The organism is Pseudomonas sp. 008, assembly GCF_016861935.1.
Classification (GTDB): Bacteria; Pseudomonadota; Gammaproteobacteria; order Pseudomonadales; family Pseudomonadaceae; genus Aquipseudomonas.
Window position 1 is genome coordinate 274226 of the sequence record NZ_BOMA01000008.1, and the last position, 23039, is coordinate 297264.

A 23039-nucleotide genomic window follows, 5' to 3' on the forward strand; every position below is an offset into this window, starting at 1 on the left:
TCCGACAGCCAGTCAAACTCAATCCATATGTGTGCGGGCCCGCGATGGCGTCATGCGCGTTTCATCGTCCGTCAAACCCGCCACTCCCTCAACACGCTATACTCCCGCTCTTTTTTCCGGAGCGACGTCATGTCCCTGCCTAGCCTGCGCCTCAAAGCCAACGCCGACCGACGCCTGCGCAACGGTCACTTGTGGGTCTACAGCAACGAAATCGATGTAGCCGCCACCCCATTGCACGGCTTCAAGGCTGGCGATCAGGCGATCCTCGAAGCCGCCGGCGGCAAGCCGCTGGGCATCGTTGCCATGAGCCCGAACAATCTGATCTGCGCCCGCCTGCTGTCGCGCGACATCAAGTTGCCGTTGGACAAGTCGCTGCTGGTGCATCGCCTGAACGTCGCCCTGTCGCTGCGCGATCGCCTGTTCGACAAGCCGTTCTATCGTCTGGTCTACGGCGACTCCGACCTGCTGCCAGGCCTGGTGGTCGACCGTTTCGGCGACATCCTGGTGGTCCAGATCGCTTCGGCGACCATGGAAGCTCACAAAGATGACGTGATCGCGGCGCTGACCCAAGTGCTCAAGCCAAGCGGCATCCTGTTCAAGAACGACTCCGCAGCCCGTGACGCCGAAGGCCTCAACCGTTACGTCGAAACCGTGTTCGGCCTGGTGCCGGAGTGGGTGGCGCTGGAAGAGAACGGCGTGAAGTTCGAAGCGCCGGTCATCCAGGGCCAGAAAACCGGCTGGTTCTATGACCACCGCATGAACCGCGCGCGTCTGGCACCTTATGCCAAAGGTAAACGCGTGCTGGACTTGTACAGCTACATCGGTGGCTGGGGCGTGCAAGCAGCCGCCTTCGGCGCCAGTGAAGTGTTCTGCGTCGATGCGTCGGCCTTCGCCCTCGACGGCGTCGAGCGCAACGCTGCACTGAACGGTTTCGCCGATAAAATGACCTGCATTGAAGGCGACGTGTTCGAAGCCCTCAAAGAGCTGAAAGCCAGCGAAGAGCGTTTCGACGTCATCGTGGCCGACCCTCCTGCATTCATCAAACGCAAGAAAGACATGAAAAACGGTGAAGGTGCCTACCGTCGCCTGAACGAACAAGCCATGCGCCTGCTCAGCAAGGACGGCATCCTGGTCAGCGCGTCGTGCTCGATGCACCTGCCGGAAGACGATCTGCAGAACATCCTGCTGACCAGCGCCCGTCACCTGGACCGCAACATCCAGATGCTGGAGCGCGGCGGACAAGGCCCGGATCACCCGGTTCACCCAGCCATTGCCGAAACCCGCTACATCAAGAGCATTACCTGCCGTCTGCTGCCAAACAGCTGAGTACGCCGGTTTGACGGGGAGCCGACAGGCTCTCCGTCAGCCATTCTGACGCCGCGACATCTCCTCTCCCACCCCATCGTCTTACTCTTGCAGTCCTACAGACTTGCAGGAAGTTTCCCTGCACATTTGATTTGAAAGAATATAACTTACAAATTTTCTCCAACCCCAAGACCGCTCCGACAAAATTACTGGAATATTCCTACTTGATCTCCCCTTGATAAGAGCCCATTAAAGCCTATGATTGAGTTGTCACCTCGAAGTGACACTCACTATCAAATGACAAGGAGTCAACAACATGAAAGCAATTACTCTGGAAGCTAACAAAATCGCCAACCTGGCTTTTCTGGTTGCACCAAAAGCCCGCTAAGTAAATGAGACGCTGGGGAGTGCCGGCTACCCAGCGTGTTCTATGGCACCCGTCCAGAGCGAACCGCCCACCATGCAGATAAACCCATATCTATTCATACTTCCTCGCACGCCCGGCCAAATAGTCTGGGATTACAAAAATCACAAACAGTTTGAACTAAGCCTTGAATACTCAAGCAGACTTACGCAACTAATAAACAACCCCGAACTGTATAACGACAGCAACATAGTTGACACTCAACTCCTGAACGCAGGAATACTGACAACATCAATACAAGGCACTGTTGAATGGGGTTGGGATGAACTGTCGAAGATATTCCATATCGGTACCAAAAACATCCCCTGCGAACATGTCCCTCAGGATATTCATGAATGGTCTAGACACTACCTGGACCATTGCACCGAAGTGCTGGCCGCTCCTGCGCCGAGCAACCGGCCCACAGAACGCCAGGCGCGGGAGCTGATTGACCTGCCAAAGCCTTCCTGCCTGCCGAAAGGGTCTCTTGCCGACGTCCTGATCGGCCGAAAAACCTGCCGCACCTTCACGGATGCAGCGGTTTCACTGGAAGCTATCGGCACGCTGCTTTACCTGTCCCTTGGCTACTTGCATGAGCGCGAAAACGATGTCGACGAAACCCTTGTCGAAGGGCTCGATGCCCGGCGCAGCAGCCCATCCGGTGGCGGGCTGAATGCCTGCGAAGGCTTTCTACATGTACACAACGTCAGCGGCCTGAAGCCCGGGCTCTACGCCTATCACCCCACCGACCACGCCTTGAGTTTCGTCAACCCGACATCTGACTCGCCACTGGGGCAGTTGCTGTGTGGGCAGCACTTCATCAACAACCTGCCCGTGGGCCTGTTCATCACCAGTCGGTTCGACAAGCTGTGGTGGAAATATGAACACTCGCGAGCCTATCGAATGGCCTTCGTGGAAGCGGGGCATATCTCGCAAACATTCCAACTGGTGGCCACTGCACTGGGGTTGAACACCTGGCTGACGGGGGCACTGGCCGATGATCAGGTCGAGGTCTTGCTGGGGATCGAGGACAGCGCGGAACAACCTTTGTTTTTTGTCGGCTGTGGCTACAGCGACGGACAAGTGATGTGCAAGGAATTGAAAGATCTTCTGAGCCGTCGGGAGCCGCAACAATGACCACTCCCATCGTTGCCCCGTTGGAGCAGCCCGTATCCTGGGCTCATCGTTACACCCTGGGCGACTGGAATACCCGTGCGTCAGTGCGCACCAGCGAACACGACTATCTATTACCGCCAGACCTGGAACAGCAACTGGAAACGCGCCACTGGTTTCCTCCAGGCTTCCTGGCTTACCTGACTCACCCGGCCATCCAGGCGGCAGGTCAAACCGTCATCCATCGGTTGTCGGCCAATCATCTGGTGTACTTCCTCGACTACACCATCTTGCTTGAGCACCGCATCGTCAACCGCTCCGTGGAAACCATCATCCATGATGAACTGGACGTCCATATTCCCGCACGTATGAAGACCGCCGCGCTTCAGCTTTATACCGACGAGGGTTATCACGCCCTGTTTTCCAACAGCCTTGCCGAGCAAGTTGCCAGTTTCTACGGGATCAGCCGACGTCCGGTCATGCCCCACCGCATCATGCGATTGAACGCCCTGCTCGACGGCGCCCCTGAAAGATACAGGGCGCTGGCCTGGTTTCTCGTCGGGTTCGTGTCGGAGACGATCATTGCCAAGGAACTACTCGATGTCTGCCGTAACGACCTGGTCTCCAGCGTCCAGGCAATGCTCAGGGATCATCTGGCGGACGAGGCGCGCCATAGTCGCTATTTCTCTGAAGTGTTCCATTACCTGTGGCTGACGCTGAACAGCCCTCAACGCACGTTTGTCGCCAAAGCGCTGCTGGACATCATCCGGATGTTCTTCGAAGCCGATGAGCGATGGATGCGCGAAAGCCTGCTCAGCGCGGGTCTTGGCGAGACCACCACCACGGAAATTCTTGGCGGACTGACCAGCCCCCAAGCCACCCATCAACGGGTGCGATCCGGTGCTGGCGCAACGCTTCAGGCGTTAAAAAAGGCTGGTTTCTTCGACCTGCCCTCCAACCAGCAACTGTTCATGAAGGCAGGGCTTATCGATGGCTGAAGGACAATCCGCGGCGACCGTCAAACAACGTCGGGGGGCGGTCAGCCTGTTGTTGGCCATGGTGCTGCTTGGCGTGTTCCCGCTGGATGTCCTGCTACCCTCTTTCCCGGCGCTCGCCGAACACTTTCGCAGTACGCCCGCCGATATTACGCTGTCGATCAGTCTGTTTGCCGTCGGCATAGCGGGCTCTCAACTGCTGATCGGGCCGCTGTCGGATGTGATCGGGCGCAAAGGACTGTTGCTCGCTGGAATAACCATCTCGATGCTGGGTGCGGTGGGCTGCACGCTGACCACGGACTATGTTCACTTCTTGTTGTTTCGTGTGATTCAGGCACTTGGCTGCGGGTGTTTCGTGCTGTCACAAGCATTGATCCAGGACCTGTTCGAGGGCGAGGAGCGTGACCGGTTGCGGATCCTTATGGTGACTGCCACCGGCGTTTTCATCTCGGTCTCACCGTTGGCCGGCACGTTCCTGCAAGCCACGCTGGGCTGGCAGGGCAGCTTTGTGGTGTTTATCGCACTGGCTGGAATAGTGCTGCTCAAGGCCTGTTTTTTTCTCGAAAACACTCGTCCTGCGGCAACCGGGGCGCTATCGAATATCTTCCAGCCCTACCGCCGGGTCTTGTGCGATGTCGACTTTCTGTCCTACTGGCTGATTTCCGCCTTTGCTTTCGCCTGCCATTTTTCCTTCATAGTGATTTCGCCGCTGATTTTCATGGATCAACTCCAGCTATCGGCCTATGACTTCTCGCTGATCCTTCTGGTCTATGGCGGCGCCTACATTGTCGGCGGCACGGTTGCGACGCTGCTGGGTAAACGTATCAGTCCCGGTCATCAAGTCATCAGCGGGCTATGCCTGATCCTGCTGTCCGGCCTGATCATGCTTTACCTCTCAAGCCACTTTACGCTATCCCCGTTTACCGTCCTGGTACCGATGCTCATCTGTACTGCCGGCACTACCATCGCCCGACCGGCCGCCACGTCCAAAGCCATGAGCCTGTTCCCTGAAAATGCGGGAACTTCGGCGTCGGCCGGCAGTACGGTGATTTTCATCTGTGGCGGGTTGATCAGTGCGCTCATCAGCCTGAGCCCGGCCAACCTGCAATCCACGCTGGGATACAGCTTTATCATCCTGAGCAGCGTGGCGCTGGTACTCAACAGTCGTATCCATAGCCGAGCCAAAAGCCCGGGAGCCAGCCCAAGCGTCGAATAATCCTGCCAGTCGTCATCCCACACGCCCCGTCAGCACTGGATCAACGTTTTCCGGCATTCCCTCCTGACGCCAGCGGTGTAGAATCGCGAGATTCATCGCCAGTCATCCCCCGGCGGGTTTATGAGCTCAAGCTGAAGCGCGCGGCGATCCCGCAAAGTTATCGGCAACTTCCGGACACGCGGCCATTTCTGAGTGTTCCAGACGTCAATAGAAGCTCACTTCCCTTTTGATACCTGATTTGCCGCCCGGAGTGCTCCATGCCTGATTACCGCTCGAAAACATCCACCCACGGCCGCAACATGGCCGGTGCTCGCGCACTGTGGCGCGCCACGGGGATGAAAGATGACGACTTCAAGAAGCCGATCATCGCCATTGCCAACTCCTTTACCCAGTTCGTACCGGGCCATGTGCACCTGAAGGATCTGGGTCAACTGGTCGCTCGTGAAATCGAACGGGCCGGCGGCGTAGCCAAAGAATTCAACACCATCGCCGTGGATGACGGCATCGCCATGGGCCACGACGGCATGCTCTATTCGCTGCCGAGCCGCGAGATCATCGCCGACTCCGTCGAATACATGGTCAACGCCCACTGCGCCGACGCCATTGTCTGCATTTCCAACTGCGACAAGATCACCCCTGGCATGCTGATGGCCGCCTTGCGCCTGAACATCCCGGTGATCTTCGTGTCCGGCGGCCCGATGGAAGCCGGCAAGACCAAACTGGCCAGCCACGGTCTCGACCTGGTCGACGCCATGGTGATCGCCGCCGACTCCAGCGCCTCTGACGAGAAGGTCGCCGAGTACGAGCGTAGCGCCTGCCCTACTTGCGGCTCCTGCTCCGGCATGTTCACCGCCAACTCGATGAACTGCCTGACCGAAGCCCTGGGTCTCGCATTGCCGGGCAACGGTTCGACCCTGGCCACCCACAGCGACCGCGAACAGCTGTTCCTGCAAGCCGGCCGCACCATCGTCGAGCTGTGCAAGCGTTACTACGGCGAGAACGACGAGTCGGTGTTGCCGCGCAACATCGCCAACTTCAAGGCGTTCGAAAACGCCATGACCCTGGACATCGCCATGGGCGGTTCCACCAACACCATCCTGCACTTGCTGGCCGCGGCCCAGGAAGCCGAGATCGATTTCGACCTGCGCGACATCGACCGCCTCTCCCGCCATGTACCGCAACTGTGCAAGGTCGCGCCGAACATCCAGAAATACCACATGGAAGACGTGCACCGTGCCGGCGGGATCTTCAGCATCCTCGGCTCCCTGGCCCGTGGCGGTCTGTTGCACACCGACCTGCCGACCGTACACAGCAAGACCATGGCTGAAGGTATCGCCAAGTGGGACATCACCCAGACCAACGACGAAGCGGTGCATCACTTCTTCAAGGCTGGCCCTGCGGGCATCCCGACGCAAACCGCGTTCAGCCAGTCGACCCGCTGGGAAACCCTGGACGACGACCGTGAAAACGGCTGCATCCGCAGTGTCGAACACGCTTACTCGAAAGAAGGCGGCCTGGCCGTTCTGTACGGCAACATCGCGCTGGACGGTTGCGTGGTGAAAACCGCCGGTGTCGACGAGTCGATCCACGTCTTCGAAGGCAACGCGAAGATCTTCGAAAGCCAGGACAGCGCCGTACGCGGCATCCTCGCCGACGAAGTGAAGGCTGGCGACATCGTGATCATTCGTTACGAAGGTCCGAAAGGCGGCCCGGGCATGCAGGAAATGCTCTACCCGACCTCGTACCTGAAATCCAAAGGCCTGGGCAAAGCCTGCGCCCTGCTCACCGACGGCCGTTTCTCCGGCGGTACTTCGGGCCTGTCCATCGGCCACGCTTCGCCAGAAGCCGCTGCCGGTGGCGCGATCGGTCTGGTGCAGGACGGCGACAAGGTCCTGATCGACATTCCGAACCGCTCGATCAACCTGTTGGTCAGCGACGAAGAACTGGCCGCGCGCCGGGTCGAGCAGGACAAGAAAGGCTGGAAGCCAGTGGAAAAGCGTCCACGTAAAGTGACCACCGCTCTGAAAGCCTACGCCCTGTTGGCGACCAGCGCCGACAAGGGTGCCGTGCGTAACAAAGCGATGCTCGACGGGCTGTAATACTTAACCGTCGAACAAAAAAATGCCCCGCCAAGTGCGGGGCATTTTTTTGGTCGTTCCCACGCTCACCCGCGTGGGAACGATCATCACAGCGCTTATTGAATCTCTTCCGGTTTCACGATCACCCAGTTCTTGTCCGCCGTCACCGCCAACCCTTCTTTGGCCTGGGCCGCCGCGTGCTTGGCCATCATGCCGTTAATCTGGGTCATGTACTTGTCTTTGCGGTTGACCCACAAATGGATGCCGCCCTTGGACACGTCGACGCTGTGGAACAGCATGTAACCATCGCTGGTCGGGGTATCGCCGCCCACCAGGACCGGTTTCTTCCATTCATCGATGTAGGTCAGGATCGCCGCTTGCTTGCCGGCCATCCAGGTTGCCGGAGTCCACAGGTACGGGGTCAACTCGAGGCCAAGGTTGGCCTTCTCGTCATACTTGCCCGCTGTGATCTGCTTACGCGCCGTGGTCAGCTCGCCAGTCTTGCGGTCCTTGAGCAACGTAGTCACGCCGATCACGTTCTGCGGTTTGACGTTGTAGCCGTACTTCGGATCGGCAGCGACCATGCGCACCAATTCTTCGGAGGCAGCGGTCATCACGTAGACCTCAATGCCATTTTCCATCAGCTTGTTGTAGAGCTCGGCTTGGCCGGTGAAGACTTTCGGCGGCTGGACGTCGATGGTCTTGACCACATCGCCGTCGTAATAAGTGCTCGGCACCGGTTTGCCAGACGCCATCAGCTCATCGACGTAGCCCTTGAGCTCTTGAAGCGTGAAGCCGGAAAACACTTGGGCGACCCATGGATAGCAGACCATGTCGTCGATTTCGCAGAGACGATAGTAGTAGCTGAACAGGCTCTCCTTGTGGTCGGCGGTGTCTTTGAACGGGATCAGTTTCAGCGAGGGGTCGAGGCTCTCGCGGGTGATCAGGCCCTTGTTTTCCATGAACGGCAGCAAGGACTCTTCGAGGTCGTAGCGGTAACTGGTGTTGTCCATGTCGAACACCGCAAAGTTACCCTTGTTGGCATTGGCCGCGATCATCGCGTCCAGCGCCTTGGCCTGATCCGCTGGCCAGTGCTTCAGGTCGGTAGCGAACGCCTGGCCGGCAAGGCCAAGACTCAAACCCAATCCAAGTGCAGCAGCAAGAAATTTCGGTGCAAGCTTCATCGGCGTTTCTCCCCTGGTTCAAAGAGATCGACGCTAACAAATCTGTGTGACAGTCCTCGCCTGCCCGCGACCGCTTGCATCCTGATTCCGTCAGCGGCATTCCTTATAGCGGCATTGGCTTATTCCAAAAACGACAGTTGACCGCTGTTTTTGATATTAAATCATTACATATCAAGCTGTTAGGCTTACCGGTTCGCAGTCACACACGAAGGTGGCTGGCACAAGTCTATGGAGCCTCTATGAATCTGCCGCTGATTCTCAATCTGCTGGTGTTCCTCGCCTTGCTTTTCGGCTTGGCGCAAACCCGTCACACCACCTGGAGCCTGGCCAAGAAAGTGCTGCTGGCGCTGGTACTGGGCGTGGTATTCGGTGTCGCCCTGCACACGATTTATGGTGCGGGCAACCCGGTGTTGAAAGCTTCGATCGGTTGGTTCGATCTGGTGGGCAACGGTTACGTGCAGTTGCTGCAGATGATCGTGATCCCGCTGGTGTTCGCCTCGATCCTCAGTGCCGTGGCCCGTCTGCACAACGCTTCGTCGCTGGGAAAAATCAGCTTCCTGACCATCGGCACGCTGCTGTTTACCACCGCCATCGCGGCGCTGATCGGCATTGGCCTGACCAACCTGTTCGGCCTCACCGCCGAAGGTCTGGTCGCCGGCACCCAGGAAATGGCTCGCCTGCAAACCATCCAGACCGACTACGCGGGCAAGGTCGCCGACCTGAATGTGCCGCAACTGTTGTTGTCGTTCATCCCGCAGAACCCGTTCGCCGACCTCGCTCGCGCCAAACCGACGTCGATCATCAGTGTGGTGATCTTCGCCGCATTCCTTGGGGTCGCGGCGCTGCAACTGCTCAAGGATGATGTCGAGAAAGGTCAGAAAGTGATCAACGCCATCGACACCCTGCAAGCCTGGGTGATGCGTCTGGTGCGCCTGGTGATGAAGCTGACCCCATACGGCGTGTTGGCGCTGATGACCAAAGTGGTCGCCGGCTCCAACCTGCAAGACATCATCAAGCTCGGCAGTTTCGTGGTGGTGTCGTACATCGGCCTGGGCCTGATGTTTGTGATCCATGGCGTGCTGGTGTCGGCCGCCGGGATCAACCCGTTGCGCTTCTTCCGCAAGATCTGGCCAGTGCTGACGTTCGCCTTCACCAGCCGCTCCAGCGCCGCCACCATTCCGCTGAGCATCGAAGCCCAGACCAGCCGTTTGGGTATTCCACAGTCCATCGCCAGTTTCGCTGCCTCGTTTGGCGCGACCATTGGCCAGAACGGCTGTGCCGGTCTGTACCCGGCAATGCTGGCGGTGATGGTTGCGCCAACCGTGGGCATCAACCCGCTGGACCCTTTGTGGATCGCGACGTTGGTGGCGATTGTGACGCTGAGTTCGGCCGGGGTGGCCGGGGTTGGTGGCGGTGCAACCTTCGCCGCGCTGATCGTGTTGCCGGCCATGGGCTTGCCGGTGTCACTGGTGGCGTTGCTGATTTCGGTTGAACCGCTGATCGACATGGGTCGCACGGCGTTGAACGTCAGTGGCTCGATCACCGCTGGGGCGATCACCAGCCAGATCATGCAGCAGACGGATAAAGCGCTGTTGGACGCAGATGAGCATGGGGCGTTGGCTCAGGCTTGATTGGCGCCTGATGGATCGCTATCGCGGGCTTGCCCGCGATGCGCTCAGGCCTTCTCCCAAACCTCAAAGCTGTACGCCGGTTTGTCGCCTTCTGCCGGATTCGGAACATTCGACACCAGCTTCCACTGGTTCACATCAAACTCCGGAAACCACGCATCCCCTTCCGGGCTCAGCGCCACGCGCGTCAGGTATAGCCGATCGGCCTGCTCCAGACCTTGTGCATATAACTGTGCGCCACCAATCAGCATCAACTCATCGACGCCCTGCTCCAGCGCCCATTCCTCGGCGCGAACCACGGCCGCCTCCAGTGACGGATAAACCTCCGCACCTTCCAGCTGCAGATCCGCCTGGCGACTGACCACGATGTTCAACCGGCCCGGCAGCGGACGACCGAGGGAATCCCAGGTCTTGCGCCCCATGATGATCGGCTTGCCGAGGGTGGTGGCCTTGAAGTATTTGAAGTCCCCCGGCAAGTGCCAGGGCATGCTGTTATCGACGCCGATCACGCGGTTTTCACCGAGGGCTGCGATCAGGCTGAGGGGGAGTGATTTAGTCATGCCGGCGAGGATACCAGAGCCTCCCTTACCCCGATAAGCGTCACAGCGGTTATGCTCATCGCTCAATTAAGCGACGGGATGCCGCGTGACTGAACTGACACCCCTGCAAAACCTCTGGCTGAGCGAAACCATACGCCTGCGTGAAGAACACGCCGGCCCCCTGGATGATCTGGAAGCCAACCGAGTCGCCCGTAGCGCCGGCGGCGACCTGCCGACGCGTATTCAATGCCGCGCCCGGTGGCTGGCCGAGCGCGACGGGCAGACCCGCGCCCTCAAACACTGGCTGCAAGGCGCGCGACTGGCGTTGATCGTGCTCGCCGTGCTGGCCGCAATCAGTGGCGCCGGCCTGGCGTTTGCCGCGCTGGGCGACGGCCAGTCCCCGGTCAATGTGTTCTGGGCCTTGGGCAGCCTGCTGGGGCTGAACCTGATTCTGCTATTGAGCTGGGCCCTGGGCCTGGTGTTCGCCGGCGAACAGAGCGCCGCCCTCGGACGCTTGTGGTTGTGGCTCAGTGAAAAACTCGCCCGCGATGCCAATGCCGCACAACTGGCGCCGGCCCTGCTGCTGTTACTGCAACGGCAGAAACTCAATCGGTGGGCGCTGGGTGTGCTGGTCAACGGCTTGTGGTTGTTGGCGATGCTCAGTGCCTTGGTGATGCTGCTGACGCTGATGGCGACCCGGCGCTATGGCTTCGTCTGGGAGACCACCATTCTCGGCGCCGACACCTTCGTCGCCATGACCCAGGCCCTCGGCGCCCTGCCGGCCTTGCTCGGTTTCAGTGTGCCCAGCGTGGAGATGATCCGCGCGAGCGGCGATGCCGCGCTGAACATCGAAAGCGCCCGCCAGGCCTGGGCGGCGTGGCTGGTGGGCGTGCTGCTGGTGTACGGCGTGTTACCGCGTTTGCTGCTCGCATTGTTCTGCCGGTGGCGCTGGAAAACCGGCCAGGCAGCCTTGCATCTGGACTTGAACCTGCCCGGCTACGCCCAACTGCGCGAACGGCTGATGCCCACCAGCGAACGCCTGGGTATTAGCGATGCCGCGCCTGAGCAACTTCACCGGGTTGAAAACGCGGCCAGCGATCTGCAAAGCGATGGCGCACTGTTGGTGGCCATCGAGCTGGACGATCAACGCCCCTGGCCACCGCAGCTGCCGAAAAGCGTCAACGACGCCGGCATCCTCGATAGCCGCGAATCCCGGCACAAACTGCTTGAACAGCTGAGTCGCTTTCCCCCGGCCCGCCTGGCCATCGCCTGCGATCCACGGCGTTCGCCGGACCGTGGCAGCCTGGCGCTGATTGCCGAACTGGCTCGCAGTGCTACGGCTACCCGCGTGTGGCTGCTGCAAGCGCCGCCCGGCGAAGCACTGGATGCCGAACGCCTGGGCGACTGGCATGTTGCGCTGCAACAACTGGACCTGCCATTCGCCGATTGCGCGCCATTGAACTGGCTGGAGACGGGTCATGACTGATACCTGGAAACAGCCCTTGAAGCTCGCCGTGGTCGGCCACACCAACGTCGGCAAAACTTCGTTGCTGCGCACGCTGACGCGGGATGTCGGCTTCGGCGAAGTGTCCCATCGCCCCAGCACCACGCGCCACGTCGAGGGCGCGCGATTGTCGGTGGACGGCGAGCCTCTGCTCGATCTGTTCGACACGCCGGGCCTGGAAGATGCCATCGCCCTGCTCGACTACCTCGAGCGCCTGGAGCGACCCGGTGAACGCCTCGACGGCCCGGCGCGGCTGGCGCGCTTCCTTGAGGGCAGCGAAGCCCGGCAGCGCTTCGAACAGGAAGCCAAGGTGTTGCGGCAATTGCTTGCCTCCGACGCCGGCCTCTATGTGATCGACGCCCGGGAGCCGGTGCTGGCCAAGTACCGCGACGAACTGCAAGTGCTGGCCAGTTGCGGCAAACCGCTGCTGCCAGTGCTGAATTTTGTCAGCAGCGCCCAGCAGCGCGAACCGGATTGGCGTGAAGCCCTGGCGCGGTTGGGCTTGCATGCCTTGGTGCGGTTCGACAGCGTCGCGCCGCCGGAAGATGGCGAACGCCGACTGTATGAAAGCCTCGCGCTGCTGCTGGAAAACTCCCGCGAACAACTGGAACGCCTGATCGCCGATCAGCAGGCCCAACGCCTGGCCCGTCAGCAGAGTGCAGCGCAGTTGATTGCCGATTTATTGATCGATTGCGCCGCCTGCCGCCGCAGTGTCGCCAGCGAGGCGGAGCAGGAACAGCAAGCGATCAGCGAACTGCGCAAAGCGGTGCGTCAGCGTGAACAACGTTGCGTCGAAGCCTTGCTCAAGCTCTACGCCTTCCGCCCACAGGACGCGGCGGCCAGTGACCTGCCGCTGCTCGATGGTCGCTGGGGCGATGACCTGTTCAACCCGGAAACCCTGAAACAACTCGGTGTACGGGTCGGCGGTGGCATCGCGGCTGGCGCGGCGGCCGGGGCCGGCGTCGATTTGCTGGTGGGCGGCCTGACCCTCGGCGCGGCGGCACTGGCCGGAGCGATTGCCGGCGGCGCTCTGCAAACCGCGCGCAGTTACGGCAGCCGCCTGCTGGGCAAGATCAAAGGCCAGCGAGAACTGACCGTCGACGACAGCGTGCTGCGGCTGTTGGCCTTGCGCCAGCGGCAATTGCTGCAAGCCCTGAACCAGCGCGGGCATGCGGCGATGGACAGCATTCAGGTCGCCACACCACAGGACAAAACCTGGCGCGAAGGCAAACTGCCGGAAGCGCTGAACAAGGCGCGGGCACATCCGCAATGGTCGTCGCTCAATCCTCATTCGAAGGTGAATCAGGCGGAGCGGCAGGAGCAGGTTGAGGTGTTGGCGCAGCAGCTTTAACCAACGATCGTCAGCGCCAATCCAGTTTCAGAAACTCTTTGGCCAATGCCTTCACACGGCTACGATCGGTCCTGTTTGCTCGCCCGTCGTTGTCCACATCCGAGTTCAATATCAACTCGAAAACCCCGTCGTTATCCAGATCACGGGCCGCTGCCTTGTAGGCAATTATCGGTCCCTCATGAAAATGCAGCCGTACCGTTTCTGGCGAGCCGTCGGCACTGGGGTTTTCCGAGAAGATCCGCAAGTGCCGCTCCTCGCCTTCACCCGCGTTGCACCAGGCGCATTTCAAGTACGTCTTGCCGAAAGACTTGAGCCGTTGACGATCCGCATCCGTCGCCTCGCGCTGCAACTGATCATCCTCAAAAAACTGGAAACCGACGGTATCTGCCGAGCCCTTCCCGCTCCGGTCCTGTGCGATCACTTTCAAAAAATGCATCCGTGCATTCCTTTGCAAAAAGGCCAGATTGATTCTTTGACGCGCATTGATCCATAAACCGATTCCCTATCGTGTGTCGGACAACTCAGCCCAGAGCGCGGGACAACAGACCCACGGCCTTGCGCTTCAAGGCCTTGAGGTCCTTCAACTGCCTCCCAATAAAGTGGCCACGTTACGTTCCGCCAACGCCGGCCCGACGCTCATGCCGACACCGGTGTGCATCAGCGCCACGCTCACACCCGGCATCGGCCGCAGAAAGGAGAACGGGCCAGGGCCGCGTGAACCGTAAACACCCTGCCAGCGCTCGACCACTTGCACCTTGCAGCCCAACGTCTGTTCGGCCAGCTCGAGCATCCAGTCGTCCACCTGTTCGGCATTGAACGGTGATGGATCGCTGCCGTAATGGTGGGAGTCGCCGATGATCAACTCACCGTACGGTGTCGGGCTGATCAGCAGGTGAATGCCGTTTTCATGCAGATGGGGCGCCTCGCGCAGAATTTGCGCCTTTACCGCCGCAGCTTCCGGCAGATCGGCGAAGGCGCCGTAGTGCACGCAACTCAGACCGGTGAGCAGTGCGTGTTGCAGGTTGAGGTTGATCTGCGGCCGGGCACGGAGCATTTGCAGGCGGCAGATTTGCGGGTTGAGTTCGGCAATCGGCTCGGCCAGCAAGGTTTGATAATCGTGGCCGGAGCAAACGATGATCTGCTCGGCGCTGAAGGTGCCGGCTGTGCTGTGCAAGCGGCCCGACTCAATGTCGCGCACCAGGGTGGAGAAGTGAAACTCGACGCCCAACTCGCGATGCAGATAGTCAATCAACGCAGGAATCGCTTCACGGGAATACAGCTGTTGGTCATCCATGCCGTGCAACGCGGCGCGGTGATGGCTGAATTGACCGCCGTATAAATCCCGCAATGGGTTGCCGCGCAACAGCTCGACACGGTAACCGTGCTCCACGGCACGCCCAGCGCAGAAGGCTTCCAGCAGGTGTTCTTCCGCTTCGGTACGCGCGAACAGGTACGAGCCGTTGCGCTTGAGGTGCAGGCCGGCCAGTTCTGCCCATTGGCCCCAGATTTCTCGACTGGCCCTGGCCAATTCGAGCATCGGCCCTGGTGGCTGGCCGGTGACCAGTGCCTGGCCGAAGTTGCGTACCGAAGCGCCCAACGGCGTGGCGCTGCGTTCAAAGACTTTGACCTTTAGGCCGCGCCTGGCGGCGGCATAGGCGTGGGACAGGCCGAGAATGCCGGCGCCTACGATCAGCATATCGCTGTGTTGTGTCATGAAGATAATCCCGCTTTTTGTGGCGAAGAAGCTTGCTCCCGCTGGGGCGCGTAGCGGCCCCCCCTCTCTATCTGAAAAGAAAGGGCCTGCTGCGCAGTCCAGCGGGAGCAAGCTCCCTCGCCACAAGGTGTGAGTCAGTTACTTGGCAGCCACTTTCTCGGACTTGCCGTCATAGCGCTTGCGCCATTCGCTGAGGATCTCGTCGCGATTCTTCGAGGCCCAGGCAAAGTCGTTCTTGATCAGGCGCTGCTCATAGTCCGCCGGCAATTCGGTCTGTGGCTTGGCGATACCCGGTTGTGCGAGTACCGCGAAGTTCTCTTTATAAAGCTCCATCGCCGCCGGGCTTGCGGAGAAGTCGGCCAGTTTCTTCGCTGCTTCTTCATGCGCGGTGCCTTTGATCACGGCAGTCGCTTCGATCTCCCAGCCCAGGCCTTCTTTCGGCAGGATGATGTCCAGCGGCGCGCCTTGGCGCTTCAGTTGAACGGCCGGGTATTCGAAGGAAATACCAATCGGGAATTCACCGGCAGCGGCGAGTTTGCACGGCTTGGAACCGGAGTGAACGTACTGGCCGATGTTCTGGTGCAGGTCGTCCATGTATTGCCAGCCCTGCTTCTCGCCGAAGGTTTGCAGCCAGGCGCTGACGTCGAGGAAACCGGTGCCGGACGAGGCCGGGTTGGGCATGACGATCTTGCCTTTGTACTCAGGCTTCGTCAGGTCCTGCCAGCTGACCGGTTTGCTCAGCCCCTGCTTTTCGGCTTCGACAGTGTTGAAGCAAATGGTCGCCGCCCACACGTCCATGCCGACCCAGGCCGGTGGGTTGGCGGCATCACGGTAGTTACCGCCGATCTTGCCCAGGTCTTTCGGCGCGTAGCTTTGCAGCATACCTTGCTGATCGAGGATCGCCAGGCTCGACGCCGCCAGGCCCCACACCGCATCGGCTTGCGGACGGGCTTTTTCGGCCAGTAGCTTGGCGGTGATGATGCCGGTGGAGTCGCGCACCCACTTGATCTCGACGTCCGGGTTGGCCTTCTCGAAGGCTTCTTTGTAGGTCTTCAGTTGTTCGGCTTCGAGGGCGGTGTACACCGTCAACTCGGTTTTCGCAGCGAAGGCGTTCAGGCTGAAAGCGGTGAGGACAGCAGCGGCCAGGGCCAAGGGCTTGAACATGGTGCAATTCCTGTGTGAGTTGAAGGTGTGAATCAAAGACCGGGTGCGGTCTGCCGCCAGGCCTGGGAGCGGCGCAATAAACCGCGCGAGGCCCAGGCCAGCAGCAGGGACACGCCCGCCGAGGTGAATAGAATCAGGGTCGACATCGCCGCCGCACCGCCGACGTTGCCGGCGTCGTCCATGTTCAGCACCGCCACCGCCGCGAGGATGGTGTCGGGGCTGTAGAGGAAGATTGCCGCCGAAACGGTGGTCATGGCCGAGACGAACAGGTAGCGCACGATGTCCAGCAACGCCGGCAGGCAGATCGGCACGGTGACTCGCAGGTAATGCCGATACAGCGGCGCCTTGAGCGACAGCGCGGCGGCTTCGAACTCGGCGTCGAGCTGGCGCAGCGCGGTGGTGGCGGTCATTTGCGCGGTGGTCAAATAGTGAGCAATGGTGCAAACCACCAGCAGCGTCATGCTGCCGTAGAGCACATGCAGCGGATTGCCGCTGAGGTTGAAGAAGAAGACGTAACCCAGGCCCAGCACCAGACCCGGCACCGCCATCGGTACGAAACTGAGCATGCGCAGTGTCAGATTCAGGCCGCGCTGGCCACGGGTTTTCTCCATCAGGTAGGCACCGGTGAAGATCAGCACGCTGCCGATCAACGCCGTGCACAGCGCCATCTTCACGCTGTTGCCGTAGGCCAGCCAGCCACCGCCCGCGGTGTCGTTGAACTGGTAATGGTTGAGCGACAGCGACAGGTTGTACGGCCAGAACTTCACCAGCGACGAGTACACCGCCATGCCGAACACCAGCAGCAACACCGCGCAGATCAGCAGCACGATGGCCAGATAACAACCGTCGCGCAGCCTCGACGGCATTGGCTGAAAGACTTGCGCCCGACCACTCATGGAATCGCCATGACGCCGACGCAGCCAGGCGTCGACACCAAAGCTGAACAGCGCCGGCAGCAGCAGAACCATGCCGATCAGTGCGCCGCGACCGAATTGTTGCTGGCCGACCACCGCTTTGTAGGCTTCCAGCGCCAACACCTGATAGTCGCCACCGACCACCACGGGCACACCGAAGTCGGTGATGGTCAGGGTGAACACCAGACAGAACGCCGCGAACACCGCCTGACGCGTCGCCGGCCAGGTGATGCTGCGGAAGGCTTTCACCGGGCTCGCGCCCATGCTGGAAGCGGCATCGAATAGTCGCGCATCCGCCAGGGACAACGCCGACAGCAAAATCATCAAGGCGTGTGGGAAGGTGTAGATGACCTCGCCGAGCACAATGCCCCAGAAACCGTAGATGTTGTCCGAGAACAGACCGCGCAACAGGCCCTGATTGCCGAACAGATAAACCAGCGCAATCCCCGGCAACATCGACGGCGCCATCAACGGCAGCAGCGACATGCTGCGCCAGATGCCTTTTCCGGGAATCAACGTGCGTTGCAGCGCGTAGGCAAACAGGTAGGCCAACGGTACGACAATCGCCGCCACGCTGAGGGAAACTTTCAGGCTGTTACCGAGCAACCAATGGAAATTCGCGCTGGTCAGCAATTCACCGGCAGCCACCAGACCACCGCCCTGCCCGGCCTGCGAACTGAACCCGCGCCAGAAGATCGCCAGCAACGGCATCAACACCGCCACGCCGAGCATCACCAACAACAGCAGCTTGCCGCCGACCACGAACAGCCGGTCGCCGATCTCGGCACGGGAGGTCTGCCGAACCTGCTTGTGCGGTATCGGCAGCGCGACGTTCGCGTTCATCAGGCAAACACCTGCAGGCTGCGCGGCGGCAAGGCGACCATGATCTGTTGCGCACCGAGACGCGGCATCGCTTCCGGCGCCAGTTCCGCCAGCAATGCATGACCCGGCAGCTGATCGAGTTCGAAACTCATGCGGCAACGATTGCCGAGGAAAGTGATCTCGCGAATCTTGGCCGGGAACAGGTTTTCTTCATGCACCAGCGGGTTGACGTTGATCGCCTCGGGACGGCAGAACAAACGGCCCGACGCGGTTTTCGCACTACCATCGGCCAGGCGCATGTGCATCCCGCCGACCAGGGCATGACTGTCGCTGCTACGGCGGAACGGCAGCCAGTTGCCCTGACCGACGAACTCCGCCACAAACGGTGTGGCCGGGCGGTCGTAGATGTCCTGCGGTGTGGCGTACTGCTCGACCTTGCCGTTGTTCATCACGGCGATGCGATCGGCCATCAGCATGGCTTCGTCCTGATTGTGGGTGACCATCAGGGTGGTGATGCCGAGGTTGCGCTGCAATTGGCGCAACTCGGTGCACAGATGCTCGCGGACCCGGGCGTCGAGCGCCGACATCGGTTCATCCAGCAGCAACAAGGAAGGGGCCGGTGCCAGAGCCCGGGCCAGCGCTACGCGTTGCTGCTGACCGCCGGACAACTGGCCGGGGTATTTTTTCTCGCTGCCGGTGAGGCCGACCAGTTCCAGCATCTGACCGACGCGCTGGCGCACTTGATCGCGACCGCTGCCGGCGAGGCCGTAGGCGATGTTCGCTTCGACGGTGAGATTGGGGAACAACGCGTAGGACTGGAAGAGAATGCCGTAGTCCCGGGCTTGAGGCGGCAGGAGGGAAACGTCGCGATCGCCCAGGTACAACTCGCCGCTGTCTTGTTTCTCAAGGCCGGCGATGCAGCGCAGCAAGGTGGTCTTGCCACAACCCGACGGCCCCAGCAGACACACCAGTTCACCGGCTGCCACGTCGAGGGAAACGTTATCCAGCGCGGTGAACGCGCCGAAGCGCTTCTGCACGCCGCGCACTTTCATCGGCGCACCGGGGTTGGTCAGGGCAGTTGCGATCGAGTGGTTCATGGACAGGCCTCATCAAGCAGATGAGGGCCATCCTAGGTTTGCAATGCGTCCGTCATGTGGCAACGAGGCAAAAACGGCCGATAGTGGTATTCGGGGATTTGGGTTGGAAAAAATCCACGATCTTATGCCGGATGAATTGTGGCGAGGGGGCTTGCCCCCGTTGGGTCGCGGAGCGCCCCCAAAACCTGCGATCGTGTTTCGCCAGACATACCGCATTCAATGATTTTACGACTGCTGCGCAGCCGAACGGGGGCAAGCTCCCTCGCCACAGGGATCTACGCGGGGGCCATTTCCTGCGCCAACCCCAGAAATGCCGCCGGCAGCCGGGCGCCTTTTCGTTCCTTGAGGCAGTACAGGTACTCAGGAATCTGCGGCGCATTCTCGAGGGTCAGCACCCGCAATTGCGGATCGTGCGGCACTTCTTGCCGGGCGATGATGCTGATGCCGATGTTGCGCAACACCGCTTCACGAATCGACTCGCGGCTGCCAATCTCCAGCAGCGGCCCGAAACTCACCCCGGCACTGGCCAGCAACTCTTCGGTCAAGCGCCGGGTGGTCGAGCCCGACTCGCGCATCAACAAGGTATGCCCAGCCAGTGCGCTGAGCGGGACATGGTCATGCACCGCCAGCGGATGATTGCGATGCACCGCCAACACCAGTGGATCACTGCCGAGCACCCGGCGGATCAGCCGCGCATCGTCGAGCAACTGCGAGGACGCGGCGACATCGACCCGGTAATCCTCCAGCGCTTCGAGCACCTGCTGGGAGTTGCCGATTTCCACCGACACCTCCACCTGCGGCAAGCGCTCGCGAAAGGTCTTCACCAGATCGAGGATGTAATACGGCGCCGTGGCGGCGATACGCAACGTGCCCTGGACCTGACCGCTGTTACGCAGGAAGAACTCGATATCGGCTTCCTGCTGCAACAGTGCCTTGACCATCGGCAACAGCCGCGCACCTTCGTCGCTGACGCTGAGGCGGCGGCCGCCACGGTAGAACAGCTCAACCGAATACTGGCTTTCCAGATGCCGGATCTGGGTCGTCACCGTCGGTTGGCTCAGGCCGAGCTTTTTCGCCGCCAAGGTAATGCTGCCCAGCCGGGCCACCATGTAAAACGCCTTCAGCTCGGCACTCAGCACACCCGTCCCTCATCTTCTATTTGCGCAACAGGCGCAAACCGTTGAACACCACCAACAGGCTCACGCCCATGTCGGCGAACACCGCCATCCACATGGTGGCGATCCCGGCGAAGGTTACCCCAAGAAAGATCGCTTTGATGACCAATGCCAGGGCAATGTTCTGTTTGAGGATATTGGAGGTCTGCCGCGACAGGCTGATGAAGGCCGGGATCTTGCGCAGATCATCGTCCATCAGGGCGACATCGGCGGTTTCGATGGCGGTGTCGGTCCCGGCCGCCGCCATGGCGAAACCGATCTCGGCCCGCGCCAGCGCCGGGGCGTCGTTGATGCCGTCGCCGACCATCCCCACCCGATGGCCCTGTGCATAAAGCGTTTCGATGGCTTGCAGCTTCTCGGTCGGCAACAGATCGCCCTGCGCCTGATCAATGCCCACATGGGCGGCGATGACCTGGGCGGTATGAACGTTGTCGCCGGTCAGCATCAGGGTTTTGATGCCCAGTTCATGCAACTGCTGGATCGCTTCGCGACTGGTCGCTTTCACGGTGTCCGCGACGGCAAACAAGGCCAGCGGACCCGACTTGTCGAGCAACAGCACCACCGACTTGCCCTGTTTCTCCAGCGCAAACAGCTGCTCTTCCAGCGCTGGAGAACACAGGCCCAGATCTTCCACCAAGCGGTGGTTGCCCAGATGGTAGAGCTCACCATTGATCTCGCCGCGCACGCCACGCCCAGCCAGGGCTTCGAAGTTATCCACAGTCAGCGACGCGAATTGTTTATCCACAACCGCATTGGCAATGGCCAGCGACACCGGGTGATCCGAGCGACCGGCCAGTGCCGCCGCAATGGCCGGGGCTGTTTGATCGGCGGTCGGGGCGAGGGACAAATAGTCGGTCTGCACCGGTTTGCCATGCGTGAGGGTGCCGGTCTTGTCGAGGGCCAGGTAGTCGAGTTTGTAGCCGTGCTCCAGGTAGACGCCGCCCTTGACCAGAATCCCTTTGCGCGCCGCTGCCGCGAGGCCGCTGACGATGGTCACCGGAGTGGAAATCACCAAGGCGCATGGGCAGGCGACCACCAGCAACACCAGTGCCCGGTAGATCCAGTCGAACCAAAGCGCGTCCATGAACAACGGCGGGATCACCGCCACGGAGAGGGCCAGGATGAATACAGCCGGTGTGTAGATTTTCGAAAAGCTGTCGACAAAGCGCTGGGTCGGCGCCCGCGCGCCCTGGGCCTGTTCGACGGCGTGGATGATCCGCGCGAGGGTCGAGTGATCGGCCGCTGCGGTCACGGTGTATTCCAACGAGCCGGACTGGTTGATGGTGCCGGCAAATACCTTGTCGCCAATGGTTTTCTCGACCGGCAGGCTTTCGCCGGTAATCGGCGCCTGGTTGATGGTCGAACTGCCGGACAACACTTCGCCGTCCAGACCGATCCGCTCACCGGGACGCACCCGCACCCGTGCGCCCAGTTCGATGCTTTTCACCGGTTGTGCGACCCAACTGCCGTCGGCTTGCTGCACCGTGGCTTGCTCGGGCGCCATCTGCATCAGTCCGCCGATGGCGTTGCGCGCCCGGTCCAGAGACCTGGCTTCGATCAACTCGGCGACGGTGAACAGGAACATCACCATCGCCGCTTCCGGCCACTGGCCGATCAGAACCGCACCGGTCACCGCGATGCTCATCAGCGCGTTGATGTTCAGGTTGAGGTTTTTCAGGGCGATCCAGCCCTTTTTATAGGTACCCAGGCCGCCACTGAGGATTGAGATCAGCGCAATCACCGCCACCACCCAAGTGGGCGCCGCGTTAGTGAAGTGGATCACTTCAGCCGCCAACGCACCAACGCCAGACAGCGCCAATGGCCACCAAGGTTTTTTCTCTGGCACAGGTATTGGCGCTTCGACGCCTTGTTCCAGCGGCTCGGCGTGCATGCCGAGGGATTTGATCGCGTCGATGATCGGCATGGTGCTTGGCAGGTCATGGGTCACGCCCAATACCCGATTGATCAGGTTGAACTCCAGTTGCTGCACACCCGCAAGCTTGCCGAGTTTGTTCTGGATCAGCGTCTGTTCGGTCGGGCAGTCCATGGCCTCGATGCGGAAGCTGCTCAACCGCGCGCCAGCGGTCGGAGTCTCGCTCAACTTGATCAGCGATGGCGCCGCGGCTTTGGAGGAACAGCAGGCATCGCCGTGGCCGCCATGATCATGGCTACCATGGACATGCTGGGGCACAGGCTGCAGCTTGTGGCTGTGATCGTGATCGTGATCGTGATCGTGATCGTGATCAGCCTCGGGTTTGTGGGTGTGAAGAGAATCGCTCATTGGTCGCGTCCATGAAGGTGCCTGTTGCCAAGTAAAGACCCTGTAGCCACTATAGGGTCAAGCACCCTTTTGGAGATCGACGCGATGAAGATAGGAGAACTGGCGAAACTCACCGACTGCGCCGTGGAAACCATCCGCTACTACGAGCGCGAAAACCTGCTGCCGGAACCGGCCCGCAGCGACGGAAATTACCGCGTCTACACCCAGGCCCACGCCGAACGCCTGACCTTCATCCGCAACTGCCGCACCCTCGACATGACCCTCGAGGAAATCCGCAGCCTGCTGGCCCTGCGCGACAGCCCGCAGGATCAATGCGAAAACGTCAACGCGTTGATCGACGAACATATCCATCATGTGAAGGCACGAATCGACGGCTTGCTGGCCTTGCAGACACAACTGCTCGACCTGCGCCAACGCTGCAGCGAAGGGCCGGATATCGATCAGTGCGGGATTTTGCAGCGGCTGGAGGTGAGTGGCGGGGTTGTGGCGACGGAGGTTGAGCATTCCCATGTCGGCCGAAGCCATGGGCATTAAGAATGCCTTCGCGGGCAAGCCT

The 23039-nt window shown here is 60.6% G+C and carries 18 protein-coding genes; 9 read left to right on the forward strand and 9 right to left on the reverse strand.

The window, feature by feature from the left end:
• Nucleotides 1-129 precede the first annotated feature (129 nt).
• From JUI81_RS18580 to ilvD, 5 genes are all read left to right on the forward strand, one after another.
• Complete coding sequence (locus tag JUI81_RS18580) at nucleotides 130-1326, forward strand: class I SAM-dependent rRNA methyltransferase (protein ID WP_034147578.1); 1197 nt, start codon at nucleotides 130-132, stop codon at nucleotides 1324-1326.
• Nucleotides 1327-1765: 439 nt separating this feature from the next.
• Nucleotides 1766-2845, forward strand: a complete 1080-nt coding sequence (locus JUI81_RS18585; protein WP_204124798.1) for a SagB family peptide dehydrogenase — start codon at nucleotides 1766-1768, stop codon at nucleotides 2843-2845.
• Nucleotides 2842-3819, forward strand: a complete 978-nt coding sequence (locus JUI81_RS18590) for a diiron oxygenase (protein ID WP_204124799.1) — start codon at nucleotides 2842-2844, stop codon at nucleotides 3817-3819. Before JUI81_RS18585 ends, JUI81_RS18590 begins: the two co-directional genes overlap by 4 nt.
• Complete coding sequence (locus tag JUI81_RS18595; protein ID WP_019580592.1) at nucleotides 3812-5032, forward strand: multidrug effflux MFS transporter; 1221 nt, start codon at nucleotides 3812-3814, stop codon at nucleotides 5030-5032. The genes JUI81_RS18590 and JUI81_RS18595 overlap by 8 nt, the downstream gene beginning before the upstream one ends.
• A gap of 257 nt (nucleotides 5033-5289) precedes the next feature.
• A complete protein-coding gene (gene ilvD, locus JUI81_RS18600) occupies nucleotides 5290-7131 on the forward strand; it encodes a dihydroxy-acid dehydratase (protein ID WP_018928674.1) in 1842 nt (613 codons plus the stop codon).
• A 95-nt stretch (nucleotides 7132-7226) separates the two neighbouring features.
• On the opposite strand, the gene JUI81_RS18605 is transcribed toward ilvD, so the two are convergent.
• The gene (locus JUI81_RS18605) at nucleotides 7227-8294 is read right to left on the reverse strand and encodes a haloacid dehalogenase-like hydrolase (protein WP_204124800.1); all 1068 of its coding nucleotides are present in this window, start codon (nucleotides 8292-8294) and stop codon (nucleotides 7227-7229) included.
• A 239-nt stretch (nucleotides 8295-8533) separates the two neighbouring features.
• On the opposite strand from JUI81_RS18605, the gene JUI81_RS18610 reads away from it, so the two are divergent.
• Complete coding sequence (locus JUI81_RS18610; RefSeq protein ID WP_204124801.1) at nucleotides 8534-9925, forward strand: L-cystine transporter; 1392 nt, start codon at nucleotides 8534-8536, stop codon at nucleotides 9923-9925.
• Between the two features lie 44 nt (nucleotides 9926-9969).
• Here JUI81_RS18610 and JUI81_RS18615 read toward each other — a convergent pair whose 3' ends face one another.
• The gene (locus JUI81_RS18615) at nucleotides 9970-10482 is read right to left on the reverse strand and encodes a dihydrofolate reductase (protein WP_028939091.1); all 513 of its coding nucleotides are present in this window, start codon (nucleotides 10480-10482) and stop codon (nucleotides 9970-9972) included.
• Nucleotides 10483-10567: 85 nt separating this feature from the next.
• On the opposite strand from JUI81_RS18615, the gene JUI81_RS18620 reads away from it, so the two are divergent.
• On the forward strand, nucleotides 10568-11947 hold the full coding sequence (locus JUI81_RS18620; protein ID WP_204124802.1) for a DUF2868 domain-containing protein: 1380 nt from the start codon (nucleotides 10568-10570) through the stop codon (nucleotides 11945-11947).
• Nucleotides 11940-13316 (forward strand): GTPase/DUF3482 domain-containing protein, encoded by a 1377-nt coding sequence (locus tag JUI81_RS18625; RefSeq protein ID WP_204124803.1) that lies wholly within the window; start codon nucleotides 11940-11942, stop codon nucleotides 13314-13316. The genes JUI81_RS18620 and JUI81_RS18625 overlap by 8 nt, the downstream gene beginning before the upstream one ends.
• Nucleotides 13317-13326: 10 nt before the next feature.
• Here the strand turns inward: JUI81_RS18625 and JUI81_RS18630 are convergent, their stop codons facing one another.
• The 7 genes from JUI81_RS18630 to JUI81_RS18660 form a co-directional block, all read right to left on the reverse strand.
• Nucleotides 13327-13752, reverse strand: coding sequence for a hypothetical protein (locus JUI81_RS18630; protein WP_019580586.1), 426 nt, complete (start codon nucleotides 13750-13752; stop codon nucleotides 13327-13329).
• A gap of 144 nt (nucleotides 13753-13896) precedes the next feature.
• Nucleotides 13897-15030: a TIGR03364 family FAD-dependent oxidoreductase gene (locus JUI81_RS18635; RefSeq protein WP_204124804.1), complete on the reverse strand. Its 1134-nt coding sequence runs from the start codon at nucleotides 15028-15030 to the stop codon at nucleotides 13897-13899.
• A gap of 138 nt (nucleotides 15031-15168) precedes the next feature.
• The gene (locus JUI81_RS18640; protein ID WP_105340771.1) at nucleotides 15169-16194 is read right to left on the reverse strand and encodes a putative 2-aminoethylphosphonate ABC transporter substrate-binding protein; all 1026 of its coding nucleotides are present in this window, start codon (nucleotides 16192-16194) and stop codon (nucleotides 15169-15171) included.
• Nucleotides 16195-16226: 32 nt separating this feature from the next.
• Nucleotides 16227-17951 (reverse strand): putative 2-aminoethylphosphonate ABC transporter permease subunit, encoded by a 1725-nt coding sequence (locus JUI81_RS18645; RefSeq protein ID WP_204124805.1) that lies wholly within the window; start codon nucleotides 17949-17951, stop codon nucleotides 16227-16229.
• Complete coding sequence (locus JUI81_RS18650; protein WP_204124806.1) at nucleotides 17951-19027, reverse strand: putative 2-aminoethylphosphonate ABC transporter ATP-binding protein; 1077 nt, start codon at nucleotides 19025-19027, stop codon at nucleotides 17951-17953. The genes JUI81_RS18645 and JUI81_RS18650 overlap by 1 nt, the downstream gene beginning before the upstream one ends.
• Nucleotides 19028-19302: 275 nt before the next feature.
• Nucleotides 19303-20166, reverse strand: a complete 864-nt coding sequence (locus tag JUI81_RS18655; protein ID WP_018928662.1) for a LysR family transcriptional regulator — start codon at nucleotides 20164-20166, stop codon at nucleotides 19303-19305.
• A gap of 16 nt (nucleotides 20167-20182) precedes the next feature.
• Nucleotides 20183-22483 carry a heavy metal translocating P-type ATPase gene (locus tag JUI81_RS18660; RefSeq protein WP_204124807.1) on the reverse strand — a complete coding sequence of 767 codons (2301 nt, stop codon included), beginning with the start codon at nucleotides 22481-22483 and terminating at the stop codon, nucleotides 20183-20185.
• 84 nt (nucleotides 22484-22567) lie between these two features.
• Here JUI81_RS18660 and cadR point away from each other — a divergent pair, with 84 nt between their 5' ends.
• Nucleotides 22568-23017: a Cd(II)/Pb(II)-responsive transcriptional regulator gene (gene cadR, locus JUI81_RS18665; protein ID WP_007897786.1), complete on the forward strand. Its 450-nt coding sequence runs from the start codon at nucleotides 22568-22570 to the stop codon at nucleotides 23015-23017.
• The last annotated feature ends 22 nt before the right edge of the window (nucleotides 23018-23039 follow it).